The following is a 12617-nucleotide window of genomic DNA, read 5'->3' as shown; positions in this document are numbered from 1 at the left end:
TGCTATGCTCTCCGTTCAGATAAGGCTCAAATTCCTTAAATTTGGAAAGAGCAAAACCCGATAACCATGCAGGAAGCATATATAGTGGCAGGATTCAGGACCGCCGTAACGAAGTCAAAGAGAGGAGGTTTCCGTTTCTACAGACCGGATGATCTGGCTGTGGATGTGATCAAAGGCTTACTGGCCACCATTCCGCAACTGGACCCTAAGCGGGTGGACGATCTGATCGTAGGAAACGCTGTTCCGGAAGCGGAACAGGGTTTGCAGATCGGCAGAATGATCTCCGTACGCGCATTGGGAATTGAAGTGCCGGGCATGACAGTGAACCGTTATTGTGCATCAGGACTGGAAACCATTGCTATCGCTACCGCCAAGATCCAAACAGGGCAGGCAGAATGTATCGTAGCAGGTGGTACGGAAAGTATGAGCCTGGTACCCACCGTAGGCTGGAAAACCGTTCCGGCTTACAGCGTAACCAGCACCACACCGGATTATTATCTCAGTATGGGCCTTACCGCAGAGGCTGTATCGAAAGAATTCAACGTGAGCCGGGAAGACCAGGATCAGTTCTCTTATCAATCTCACCAGCGTGCCATTAACGCTATCAAGAACGGATATTTCAAACCAGGCATTTTGCCCATCAATGTGGAAGAAGTATTTGTGAATGAAAAGGGCAAAAAACAAAGCAAAACTTATACGGTGGATACAGATGAGGGTCCTCGTGCAGATACTTCGCCGGAGGCACTTGCCAAGTTAAAACCTGTTTTTGCCGCGGGGGGATCCGTTACAGCAGGTAACTCTTCCCAAACCAGCGATGGTGCGGCATTTGTAATAGTGATGAGTGAAAGGATGGTGAAGGAGCTGAATCTTCAACCCATTGGCCGCCTTGTTGCCTGTGCCTCTGCAGGGGTGCATCCCAGGATTATGGGAATAGGACCTGTTGCCGCAGTGCCCAAGGCCCTGAAATTAGCAGGCAAAACGTTGAACGACATAGACCTGGTAGAATTAAACGAAGCCTTTGCTTCCCAGTCCCTGGCCGTGATCCGGGAATTGGGTATGGACCCTGAAAAGGTGAATATTAATGGAGGGGCCATTGCCCTGGGGCATCCTTTGGGATGTACAGGAGCTAAGCTCAGCATCCAGATCATGAACGATATGCAGCGCCTCAAAAAGAAATACGGGATCGTTACAGCCTGTGTGGGAGGTGGCCAGGGGATTGCGGGGGTGATTGAAAACCTGGTGTAGGCAGGTGGTTGTCAACCTATCAGGGAGATCAAACCTCTTATAATCAGATAGGTATCAGGTGATCAGGGTGATCGAAAACCTTGTATAATCAGGTAGTTATCAGATGATCAGGGTGGTTGAAAACCTTGTATAATCAGGTGGTTATCAGATGATCAGGGTAGTTGAAACCTCATATAATCAGGTAGTTATCACCTGGCAGGCATCAAAAGCCTCCTATAATTCAGTTAGTTACCAACTTTATATCTTTCATCAGCCGCCGTTGTGTCACTCACTTCAGCGGCTTTTTCTTTGGCGGGCTTTTGCTTCAGGATCAATTGAGTAAAATAGTTTATTCGTTAAATCATATAAAATAATATGATTGAATTAAACTTTTTGTTAATTTGCTTTCTGAAAAACCGTAGATGCCTAACTATGCCCGGAAAATTGCGTGAATCAATCTGATAAGGCAACGGCTCACAATTTAACTGATCATCGTATAACCGTATCCCAAATGGACCGTAGAGATTTCTTAACACTTGCCCCTTCCCGCAAAAAAACTGCGACAGTTAGCGGATCGAGAACCGATACCGGACTCACTGCTTATTCAGGAGCATGGGGAACCGCACAGGTTGTGCATTTGCTGAAAAGGGCCATGTTTGGCGCTGCACCACTGGATGTAAGACATTTTGAAGGCATGTCTATGGACGCAGCCGTGGATGCTTTACTTACCACCAATACCATTCCACTTACACCTCCTGTAAATAATTATAACACCGGCGGCTATACGGATCCTACCGGAGTAGTCCCTGGAGCACCATGGGTAACAGCTCCTGATGGAGACGAAGATCTGAACCGCAAACGCCATGGTTCCTACAAGGCCTGGTGGACAGGGCAGATGCTCAACCAGGAAAGGAACATCCATGAGAAGATGGTACTCTTCTGGCATAATCACTTTGCTACAGAAACAAACACCATCGGCGATGCGCGTTTTAGTTATGGTTACAATGTTGCTTTGCGCACTCATGCGTTAGGCAATTTCAAGAACCTCACGAAAGCAATTACGCTGGACCCCGGCATGCTGGTATATCTGAACGGTTATCTCAATGAGAAAACAGCTGCGGATGAAAACTATGCACGGGAACTGCTGGAACTTTTCACTTGTGGTAAAGGGCCGGATTCATTGTACCAGGAAGAAGATGTACGCGCTGCAGCACACGTGCTCACAGGTTATAAAGTAGATAAAGTGACCTGCACTTCTTATTTCGATCCTACTAAACATGATATCACCAATAAACAATTCTCCAGCTGGTTCTCCAATAAAGTGATCTCAGGTAAAACCGGCACGGCAGGTACAACGGAGCTGGATGATATGCTGGGTATTATTTTCCTCCAGCAGGAAGTTGCGAAGTTCATCTGCCGCAAATTCTACCAGTTCTTTATTTATTATGAAATAGATGCGGGTGCAGAAACAAATGTGATAGAACCACTGGCTAATATTTTCCGTGCAGCCAACTATGAAATAAAACCATTGCTGTCTGCCTTATTCAAGAGCGAACATTTTTATGATCCTTTAAATATGAGCTGCCTCATCAAAAGCCCGGTAGATTTTACCGTAGGGCTTTGCAGGGAATTTGGCGTGAAGTTCGCGCCTGCAGCCAATTATGCGCAGGCCTATCAGCAATGGGCAGCTTTACAGGGCGCAGCCAGTACACAACAACAGAATATCGGAGATCCTCCGGGCGTTTCAGGCTGGGAAGCGTATTACCTGGCGCCGCAGTTCCATGAATTGTGGATCAACACAGATACACTGCCTAAGCGTAATATGATGGTGGATGCTTTGATCACTACAGGATATAACGGTCTTGCCATTGATCCCATCGTATTTGCAGACCAGATGCCTAATCCCTCAGATCCTGTTGCCTTAGTAAAAGATTCGCTGGACGTATTATACCGAATGGGTGTTTCTGACAAAACAAAGAGTTTCCTGAAGAACAGTTTCCTGCTGCTGGGCCAGGACCAGGATTATTACTGGACGCAGGCCTGGACTGCTTACAAAGCGGACCCCTCCAATACAATGAATAAGAATACTGTGCTGAAGCATTTGAATGAATTGTACAAATACATCATGAACCTGTCTGAATATCATTTAGCCTGATCACGTTGAAAACCTATTTATGAAACGTAGAGATTTCCTCAAATATACCGCTCCTGCTGCCATTCTGCCATCGTTTATCAACGGGTTTTCCGTTCAGGCATTCGGCGCATCCCCTTTACTGTCTGCCCTGGAAGGTGCTGCTACCAACAATGATCACGTACTGGTAATGATCCAGTTAAACGGAGGTAATGATGGTTTGAACATGGTGATCCCATTGGACCAATATGGAAAATACCAGGCTGCCCGTGCTAACATCGCTATCCCGGAAGGCAGGGTACTGAAACTGGCCGGCCAGACCAAAACAGGTATCCATCCTGCCATGACGGGGATTCAGCAAATGTATAATGATGGACACGTAAGTATCCTGCATAGCGTAGGATATCCTTCCCCCAACTTCTCTCACTTCCGTGCTACAGATATCTGGCTCACCGGATCTGATGCAAATACCGTATTGCCAACAGGCTGGGGTGGGCGATACCTGCAAACAGAATATCCTGACTATCCGGTAGGTTATCCCAATGCAGATATGCCGGACCCGCTGGCCATCCAGATAGGTTCTGTAGTGTCTCCTGCATTCCAGGGACCTTCCGTGAACATGGGTATGGCTATTACCAGCGCCACAGACTTCTACGGCCTGCTGGATGATGAACCAGATCCTATCCCTAATACAAGGGCCGGTAAGGAATTGAAATACATCCGCCTCATACAGGAACACAGTAATAAATTTGCCACCTCTATTAAAGCGGCAGCAGCAAAGGTTACGCAACAAGGGCCTTATCCTGCCAACAATCATCTTGCGGCGCAATTGAAGATTGTTGCACGCCTGGTGGCTGGAGGCTTAAAGACCCGTCTCTACATGGTGAGTATCGGCGGTTTTGATACACACGCCAATCAAACCAATGCAGGAGATACCACTACCGGTAGCCATGCTAACCTGTTAGGCCAGATCTCTTCAGCCGTTAAAGCCTTTACAGATGACCTGAAGGGCCTGAAAAAATCACAACGGGTAGTAGGCATGACCTTCTCTGAATTCGGCCGCCGTGTGAAATCCAACGGCAGTATGGGTACAGACCATGGTGCTTCTGCTCCCATGATCGTATTCGGCGACTATGTGAACCAACAGGTGCTGGGTAATACACCCACCATGCCGGATGCAGCTTCTGCGATAGATAATATTCCCATGCAGTACGATTTCCGTTCTGTATATGCTTCTATCCTGGAACAATGGTTCTGCGTAAAACCGGCAGACCTCAATCAGATCATGTTGCAGAACTACCAAAGCCTTCCACTGGTAAACGGACTGGCTTGCGGAGTAGTAACAGGCGTACCTGATGTAGATGAGAATAAGACCCTGATCTCCAACTATCCCAATCCTTTCAGTACTAAAACAGTTATTTCCTACACAACTGCCGGTGGGCATACCATGGTGCAGATCTTTGATACTATGGGCCGCCTGGTCCGTAAGCTGGTGGACAGTGTACATGCGGCAGGGGATTATACCATCACTTTCAATGGGGAAGGCCTCCCGAATGGTATGTACTATGCCCGTTTCCAGAATGGGAGGGTACAACAGGTGAGGACCATGGCCAAAGTGAGGTAAGGTTGTTTTTTTAAGCAATTCAGGCCCATAAAAGCCCCATTGCTGCTGCAACAACGTTGCAATCTGGCGTTTTTATGTATCTTTGTCACCAATGGTGAAAAAGCTGGCATATAAAATTGGAGCCATTTTCCTGCTGGGGGTGTTCTGTTTATACACTACCCCCAGGGATTTTGTGCATCAGTTTGCCGGCCACGAGGATACGATAGATGAACAATGCAGCCCCCTGCAAACGGATGGGCTGATGTTTTCCGTACAACACCAGCACTGCGAATGGTTACACTGGGCTGTGGAGGCTTACATGGAGCCACACGCCACCTGCCTGCCATCTGTTTCCCATCAATTTGAAGTCCTGTTAGAAGCCCTGCCTGCTAACAGTTTCACATATCCCCCTTATTATTTCTCCCTTCGCGCGCCACCACAGGCTTAACGCGGCCCCACATTTTACATCATTCTGTTTTTTACAGGTGGCTCTATAGGAGCTGCCATGATCTTTTCGCATACATGAAAATGATAAGGAAATTCGCGCTGACAGGGGCGTTGCTGCAATTATTATTTATTGCCGGCGCCAGTGCTCAATGTACCATCCGCCTGAGTGGTACAATTACGGATAGTGAAACCAAACTGGCACTATCCGGCGCCACCATAGTGGTAAAAGAAACCGGGCTTTCTGTAAGAAGTAACGATAAAGGATTTTATTCGCTGGATGGTTTATGCCCCGGCATTTATAATATCCGAATTAGTCATATCGGCTGCGCGCCGGTAGATATTGAATGGAATGTAAGTGCTGATCAACGCAGGAATATTACCCTCCCGCATAGCATCACGCAATTGCAGGAAGTAGCTGTAACCGGCCATGCTGCAAAAGAAGTGACTACCGCGCCGGTGGAATCACTCAGTGGAAAAGAGCTGGATAAAACCCGCGGGCTTACACTGGGAGAGGCTTTGAAAAAAGTGAACGGTGTTACCAGCATGACCACCGGCCCCAATGTTTCCAAACCGGTGATCAATGGTTTGCATAGTAACCGCGTGCTGGTACTGAATAATGGCATTCGCCAGGAAGGCCAGCAATGGGGTACAGAGCATGCGCCGGAAGTTGATCCTTTCCTCGCTAATAAAATAGTGGTGATCAAAGGTGCAAGTGCATTGCGTTATGGCGGAGATGCCATTGGTGGTGTGGTATTGGTGGAACCTAAACCTTTACCGGTAACACCCGGCATGAAGGGAGAAGTAGACCTCGTTGGTTTTTCCAATAACAGGCTGGGCGCAGTTTCTGCCACACTGGAACAACAGGTGCCCAAAGTACCCGGTCTCAGCTGGCGTTTACAGGGAACCCTGCGTAAAGGGGGGAATACCCGTACACCTGATTACTGGCTGGATAACACAGGTGTGGAAGAATATAATTTCTCTGCCGCACTGGGTTGGAAAAAACAGAACTATGGAGCAGAGATCTTCTATAGTCAGTTTAATACCAACCTGGGTGTGTTTGAAGGTTCGCACATCGGCAACCGTACAGACCTGGAAGAAGTGATCAAACAGCAAAGACCTTTCCCGGAATTTACAGAAGGCTTCAGTTATGATATCAACAGGCCTTATCAACATGTAGAGCATGAGTTGTTCAAGGTGAAAGCATACCTGAATACCGGTAAAGCCGGAAAACTCAACCTGGTAGTGGCACGCCAGTTTAACTTCAGGAACGAGCTGGACAGGAGTTCAGCATTGTCTGTAAACCAGATGAACCTGAACCTGACGACTTACACGGGAGAACTGGTATGGGACCATAACAGCTGGAAAGGTTTGCGCGGTACTATCGGAACTTCTGCTATGTACCAGGAGAACAGTTACAAAAGCAGGCTCTTCATTCCCAACTATCAAAGCATGCAATGGGGTGCTTTCTGGATGGAGAAATGGGAGAGCAGTAATAACAAATGGTTGCTGGAAGGCGGCGTACGCTACGATCATAAAGACTATTATAACATAGACGATAATGCGAAAGAGATCAATTATCCGGAACAGGAGTATGGCAGTTTCTCCGGATCGTTGGGCGCGCAATACCGCCTGAATGATCATTTGCATATTTCCGTGAATGCAGCCCGTGCATGGCGTGCAGCAGGTGTGAATGAATTGTATGCATCCGGTTTACATCACGGCGCAGCGGTGATAGAACAGGGAGATCCTTTCCTGAAAGGAGAAAGCGCCAGCAAATTCAATGCTACCCTGCATTACGACTTGGGTGAAAAACTGGAAGCAGATGTGAATTTCTATTACAACTACATCCACAATTTCATTTTCCAGCAGCCAACGGATAGCGTAGTGGTAACTATACGCGGCGCATTTCCATACACTTATTACCGTCAGGCAGATGCCAGCATGAAAGGAATGGACGCACAACTCAGGTGGCAATTTCTTCCTAAATGGCAGATCCTCACTAAAGCTTCGCTGCTGCGTGCTTACAACGAATCTGCCAATGACTGGATGATAGGCATGCCCAGTGACCGTTTCGAACATGAGCTTACTTTCTTCCCCGGCAACCTAAAACGCCTGAAGGATAATTATGTGTCTGTGACCATGAACAATGTGCTGAAACAAACACGCATACCAGCTAATCTGAAAGACCCAGGTGATCCACGCGGGCAGGACCTGATGGCACCTCCGGGCGCATACAACCTGTTTGGCCTGGAAGCGGGATCTACCGTGCATTTTGGCAGGCAGCCCATCTCTGTGATCATAGGAGCAGCTAATGTGCTGAATACCCGTTACAGGGAATATCTGAACTTCTTCCGGTATTTCGCAGATGAACCCGGAACAAATATTTATCTGAAACTAAAGGTGCCACTCAACTTCGGAAAGAAAGCATCGTAACAACATTTTAAAATCACACAACATTCAATAGTATGAAAAAGAATTTCGCCAGACTGTTCCTGTTTGCTGCTTTGTTTACACTGGCATTTGCAGCCTGCAAAAAGGAGAAGAATGATACACCTACAGAAAATGCCAACGAAGAGATCACCACACTGAAACTTACTTTCACCAATGCAGCGAATGCAGCGGATGTAGTGACCGCTACCTGGAAAGACCTGGATGGTATTGCCGGTAATGCACCTGTAATTGATAAGATCAACCTGAAAGCAAATACTACTTACACTGTAGCTACTGAACTCTTTGATGAGCGCAAGAATCCTCCGGATAATGTAACAGCTGAAATTGAAGAAGAAGGGGATGAGCACAGGGTGTTCCATCTTTTCTATGCTTCTGCAACTGCGGCTGTGAAAGATTCTATTACTACCGTAGCAACAGTAACACCATTGGATAAAGACAGTAAGAACCTGCCGATAGGCCTGGAAATATCTATGGCTACCAAAGCAGCGTTCACCGGATTTTTAAATGTTGTAGTGCGTCATCAGCCGGGAGCGAAGAATGGTACTTATGCACCAGGTAGTACAGATGTGTTAACGATATTCCCCGTAGAAATTAAATAAGACAGGCTTAAGACTGATAGATTGGAAAGGAAAGAAGAAAGCCGTCCCTCATTTGCGGGGACGGCTTCTTTGTTTTCAGGTTTTACAGGTGTAATTATTTGCAGTACGGGTTTTACCGGGTTTAGTCATTTGCAGGAACTGCTGTCTTTTGATTTTACGCGGTTTAATCATTGCAGTGGCTGTTCCTTGCTTTACCTGTATTAATCATTTGCAATGACTACTTCTTGCTTTTGATTTTACACGGTTTAATCATTTGCAGTGACTACTTCTTGCTTTTGATTTTACACGGTTTAATCATTTGCAGGAACTGCTTTCTTTCTTTTACTACTTAATCATTTATCACTTCCAGCCCTTCCTGATCTCCTACTACTAACACTTTAAACGGCTTATTCCCTACAGGAATGCTGCTTATTTCTTTCAGATCATGTAAGGAGAACATTTTCACAGCACCTGCAGCCTGATCAGTTATATACACGCATTTGCGGGATACTGCGAAGTAAGGCTTCAGAGCTGGTGCAGCAGTAGCGGCAAAAGCAGTAGTTATCTTTCCTTCTTTTTTCAATTGTGCCGTTACAGCATCAAAGATCTTTAAGGTGCCGTCTATAAGTAATACATACAGGTTCTTACCATCTGTATCCAGCATGTATTGATGGATATTACTGTTTTCGCTTTTCAGCACCAGTGTTATCTTTTTCGTAGCGGGATCAATTTTATACAATCCTAATGCTGCCGTATACCCAAAGAAATGGGGCAGGGCTTTGCTGCCTAAAACCGTACCTAACCAGGCAGCACCAAAATCTGCAGGATAAGGGATGAGGGATTGAGTGCCATTCTGTTGAACCGTCAATATGCCGTCAGGGCAACCAAAGGCAGCCAGCTTGCCATTCCCGGCATCTCCATGAATTCCTTTCGTGGCAATTGTTCCTTCATGTAAAGTAGTGCCAAAGCGATCTATGATCTTTACTTTTTCAGGAAGTGTACCACTCACAGAACCATCTTTCTGTGTAACAGCCAGGGTGTGATCATCAAAGATTACCATCGCACCATGATGTGGTGTAGCTACTGGTAATACACGGCCATTGCCGGCTTCCAGCTCACTGTCTTTAAAAATACTGAGGCTGCCTGTGCCATCGTTAAAAATAGCATTCAGCCCATCGTGTGCATAATAATGCGTAGGACCTGCTTCCGTGAATTTTTGCGCGGCCATTTCTGTAAGATGCACGTGCAGGTGGCCCGCATGTTTTTCAATACCGGAGTTAAGGAACTCAACCGTATTGGCTGTTCTGCTGATCACCGTTGCAAACTGGCCGGTGCTGGTAGCATACAGTGTAGGTTGTGCCGCTTTGATAGGAAACACGGTTGTCTTTTTTGTAAGTGGTTCCAGTATAGTGATCTGTGCTTTGTCCACATCAGAAACCACCAGGCGGAGGTAAGCCGCTTCTGCCTGTTCCGGTTTAGGAGCAGGCTTGTCATCTTTCTTACAACTGGCAACAAAAAGGCCCACCAGTAGAGCCGGGAGAAGGATCTTCTTCATATAGTTTTAGGTTTATTAAACGTGCAACGATGTTGCAAATATAGTATAATGCAACTTTGTTGCAAATGAATATTCTGAATAATTTTGGTATTACCGTTCATAATTTAAATGGCTTGTAAAGGGGTTTCCGGGTTATTGATTACAAAAAAATGTGGTAAATTATCCCAGTGGAAAAGATATATTTGTCGGTTGTTGGTATTCATTCCCGTCAGCGGGATCAAGATATTTAAGATAATCTGGCATACTGCTCAGATTTTGGATGAAAAGCAAAAAAGGGCCGTTTTCACGGCCCTTAGCTGATCGAGGGTAAATATCTTAATATTAATGTGAATGCTCTGTCGGATGATGACCAGAGCGCTTATTATGCTTGTGATCAACATCCGGCAGGGCCGCCGTATCTTCATCGTAATAAACGAAGAAGTAGAGATACACCGCACGGGAGATGCGCATCAGCCAGGGCTGGATCAATACCAGCAAAACTCCGTTAATCCCCAGCCAGTAGAAGATACTGTCATCCCACCAGGACATCCCAAAGATCACGGCATACAGAATAAGTGTAAATACAGAAAAAGCCACACCGAGTGCATAACTCACGTACCCCGTACCAAACCAGAAACCGGTTTCCAGTTCATAATGCTGACCGCATACGGGGCAGTTATCGTACATGTTAAAGATCTTCGAAAGCCGCCAGTGGAAGGGGTTCTTTGTTTTGAACATATCACCTCTCCTGCAATGGGGGCATTTCATTTTTAACAGGCTCAGTATATAACCGGGTCGTTTTTTCGTCATGCCGCAAATTTACACAAATCAGGCGGGTTGCGCCGGTTCGAGTGTTTTTCTTTCCCCGATCTGCTGACGCCACATTGCATAATACAATCCTTTCTCTGACAGCAGATCATGATGCGTACCGGTTTCCACGATCCTGCCTTTTTCCAGTACGTAGATACGGTCTGCATGCATGATAGTGGACAAACGGTGAGCGATCATCACGGTAATATGTTCCCGGCTGGAAGTTACATTCCTTACGGTTTGGGTGATCTCTTCTTCCGTAATAGAATCCAGTGCGGAGGTAGCTTCGTCAAATACCAGCAAACGCGGGTGTCTTAATAAAGCACGGGCAATAGACAAACGTTGTTTTTCTCCGCCGGATATTTTAATACCCCCTTCACCGATCACGGTATCTATGCCGTTTTCTGCTCTTGCCAGCAGGCTGTAACAGGCAGCACGTTGCAGGGCACTCATCAATTCTTCTTCTGTTGCACGCGGGTTCACAAAGAGCAGGTTCTCGCGGATGGTGCCGGAGAACAGTTGCGTATCCTGTGTTACAAAACCTATCTGGTGACGCAGTTCTTCAATATCAATACTGGAAGCATCGAGCCCGTTGTAAAGGATCCTGCCTTCTCCCGGATGATACAGGCCTACGAGTAATTTCACCAGTGTGGTTTTGCCACTTCCTGAAGGACCTACAAAAGCAATGGTTTCACCCAGTTTCACAGAGAAATTGATATCGTCCAGCGCTTTGTTGAGCGCAGTGAGGTGTTTGAAACCAGCATGTTCGAAAGTGAGTTCGCGGATATCAGATAATTTCTTTGGATTGGAAGGGGTGCTTTCTACAGGGCTGTTCAGAATACGTTCAAAATTCCCGAGGGAAACTTCCGCTTCGCGATAGGCGAGAATGATATTCCCTAACTCCTGCAATGGGCCAAAGAGGAAGAAAGAATAGAGCTGTAAGGTGAAGATCTGTCCAACAGTTGCTGTATCGCGGTAAGCGAGGTACAGCAGGATGAAGAGGATAGACGAACGCAGCAGGTTCACAAAAGTACCCTGTACAAAAGAAATACTGCGGATGCTGCGCACTTTTTTCAGTTCCAGCAGCAGGATCTTCATGGTGTTGGAATTCAGCCGGCGGATCTCCTGGTGGGTAAGGCCAAGGCTCTTCACCAGTTCAATGTTCCGGAGGGATTCCGTGGTGGCACCTGCCAGTACGGTTGTTTCTTTTACAATGTTCTTCTGGATACCCTTGATCTTTTTACTGAGGATGTTCATGAGCCAGCCCAGGATCACGGAACCACCCAGGTACACAAACACCAGTGACCAGTGAACACTGTAAGCAAAGATCATTACAAACACCACGCCTATGAGGGTGGTGAACAGGATATTGATGAACTGGGAAATGAACTTCTCACTGTCTAACCGCACTTTTTGCAGCACAGCAAGGGTTTCACCGGAACGTTGGTCTTCAAAGTCCTGGTAGGGAAGCCGCATGGAGTGCTTCAACCCGTCCGTATACATCTGGGCGCCCAGTTTCTGGGTCACCACACTTACAAAGTAGTCCTGGAAGGCCTTGGCGATCCTGGAAACCATGGCTACCCCAATGGAGGCCAGCAACAGTAACAGTACGCCTATGAGGTATTCATTCAGGGAACGCCCGCCCTCGTGGGGGATATTCGCAAACCTGTCTATGATCTTTCCGAAGATCCAGGGGTCCATCAGGGAGAAGACCTGGTTTACGGTAGCTAACAGTAATGCAAATACTATCAGCCATTTAAAGCCTTTCAGATATTTGAGCAACAATTTCATGGTGGCAAAGTTAGGGTAAAAAGCCGCTGCAATAGTGTTTAAACATCA

Annotated in this window: 9 protein-coding genes; 6 read left to right on the top strand and 3 right to left on the bottom strand. The window is 46.6% G+C overall.

Translation table 11 applies throughout. The features are described from left to right. The first annotated feature begins 66 nt into the window (after window positions 1-66). From AAHN97_RS20730 to AAHN97_RS20705, 6 genes are all read left to right on the top strand, one after another. A complete protein-coding gene (locus AAHN97_RS20730) occupies window positions 67-1245 on the top strand; it encodes a thiolase family protein (RefSeq protein ID WP_343303999.1) in 1179 nt (392 codons plus the stop codon). A gap of 490 nt (window positions 1246-1735) precedes the next feature. Continuing rightward, the gene (locus tag AAHN97_RS20725; RefSeq protein WP_343303997.1) at window positions 1736-3379 is read left to right on the top strand and encodes a DUF1800 domain-containing protein; all 1644 of its coding nucleotides are present in this window, start codon (window positions 1736-1738) and stop codon (window positions 3377-3379) included. Between the two features lie 19 nt (window positions 3380-3398). Then, the gene (locus tag AAHN97_RS20720; RefSeq protein ID WP_343303996.1) at window positions 3399-4979 is read left to right on the top strand and encodes a DUF1501 domain-containing protein; all 1581 of its coding nucleotides are present in this window, start codon (window positions 3399-3401) and stop codon (window positions 4977-4979) included. 91 nt (window positions 4980-5070) lie between these two features. Continuing rightward, entirely contained in the window at window positions 5071-5406 is a 336-nt protein-coding gene (locus tag AAHN97_RS20715; protein ID WP_343303995.1) for a hypothetical protein, read from the top strand. Window positions 5407-5486: 80 nt separating this feature from the next. Continuing rightward, window positions 5487-7838: a TonB-dependent receptor gene (locus AAHN97_RS20710; RefSeq protein WP_343303994.1), complete on the top strand. Its 2352-nt coding sequence runs from the start codon at window positions 5487-5489 to the stop codon at window positions 7836-7838. Between the two features lie 32 nt (window positions 7839-7870). Next, window positions 7871-8455 (top strand): hypothetical protein, encoded by a 585-nt coding sequence (locus tag AAHN97_RS20705; RefSeq protein WP_343303993.1) that lies wholly within the window; start codon window positions 7871-7873, stop codon window positions 8453-8455. Between the two features lie 328 nt (window positions 8456-8783). Here AAHN97_RS20705 and AAHN97_RS20700 read toward each other — a convergent pair whose 3' ends face one another. The 3 genes from AAHN97_RS20700 to AAHN97_RS20690 all read right to left on the bottom strand — a co-directional run bounded on the left by AAHN97_RS20700 (window position 8784) and on the right by AAHN97_RS20690 (window position 12569). Beyond that, entirely contained in the window at window positions 8784-9989 is a 1206-nt protein-coding gene (locus AAHN97_RS20700; protein ID WP_343303991.1) for a YncE family protein, read from the bottom strand. Between the two features lie 321 nt (window positions 9990-10310). Continuing rightward, window positions 10311-10778 carry a DUF983 domain-containing protein gene (locus AAHN97_RS20695; protein WP_343303990.1) on the bottom strand — a complete coding sequence of 156 codons (468 nt, stop codon included), beginning with the start codon at window positions 10776-10778 and terminating at the stop codon, window positions 10311-10313. 18 nt (window positions 10779-10796) lie between these two features. Next, window positions 10797-12569, bottom strand: coding sequence for an ABC transporter ATP-binding protein (locus AAHN97_RS20690; protein WP_343303989.1), 1773 nt, complete (start codon window positions 12567-12569; stop codon window positions 10797-10799). Window positions 12570-12617 lie beyond the last annotated feature (48 nt).

Source organism: Chitinophaga niabensis (genome assembly GCF_039545795.1).
Classification (GTDB): Bacteria; Bacteroidota; Bacteroidia; order Chitinophagales; family Chitinophagaceae; genus Chitinophaga; species Chitinophaga niabensis_B.
Note: the sequence above shows the minus strand (reverse complement) of the source record. Positions and strands in the feature narration are given on the sequence as shown.

What these genes read in the sequence shown, in the direction of transcription:
- AAHN97_RS20730 (WP_343303999.1), top strand. Translation starts at nt 67, where the DNA reads ATGCAGGAAGCATATATAGTGGCAGGATTCAGGACCGCCGTAACGAAG.
- AAHN97_RS20725 (WP_343303997.1), top strand. Translation starts at nt 1,736, where the DNA reads ATGGACCGTAGAGATTTCTTAACACTTGCCCCTTCCCGCAAAAAAACT.
- AAHN97_RS20720 (WP_343303996.1), top strand. Translation starts at nt 3,399, where the DNA reads ATGAAACGTAGAGATTTCCTCAAATATACCGCTCCTGCTGCCATTCTG.
- AAHN97_RS20715 (WP_343303995.1), top strand. Translation starts at nt 5,071, where the DNA reads ATGGTGAAAAAGCTGGCATATAAAATTGGAGCCATTTTCCTGCTGGGG.
- AAHN97_RS20710 (WP_343303994.1), top strand. Translation starts at nt 5,487, where the DNA reads ATGATAAGGAAATTCGCGCTGACAGGGGCGTTGCTGCAATTATTATTT.
- AAHN97_RS20705 (WP_343303993.1), top strand. Translation starts at nt 7,871, where the DNA reads ATGAAAAAGAATTTCGCCAGACTGTTCCTGTTTGCTGCTTTGTTTACA.
- AAHN97_RS20700 (WP_343303991.1), bottom strand. Translation starts at nt 9,989, where the DNA reads ATGAAGAAGATCCTTCTCCCGGCTCTACTGGTGGGCCTTTTTGTTGCC.
- AAHN97_RS20695 (WP_343303990.1), bottom strand. Translation starts at nt 10,778, where the DNA reads ATGACGAAAAAACGACCCGGTTATATACTGAGCCTGTTAAAAATGAAA.
- AAHN97_RS20690 (WP_343303989.1), bottom strand. Translation starts at nt 12,569, where the DNA reads ATGAAATTGTTGCTCAAATATCTGAAAGGCTTTAAATGGCTGATAGTA.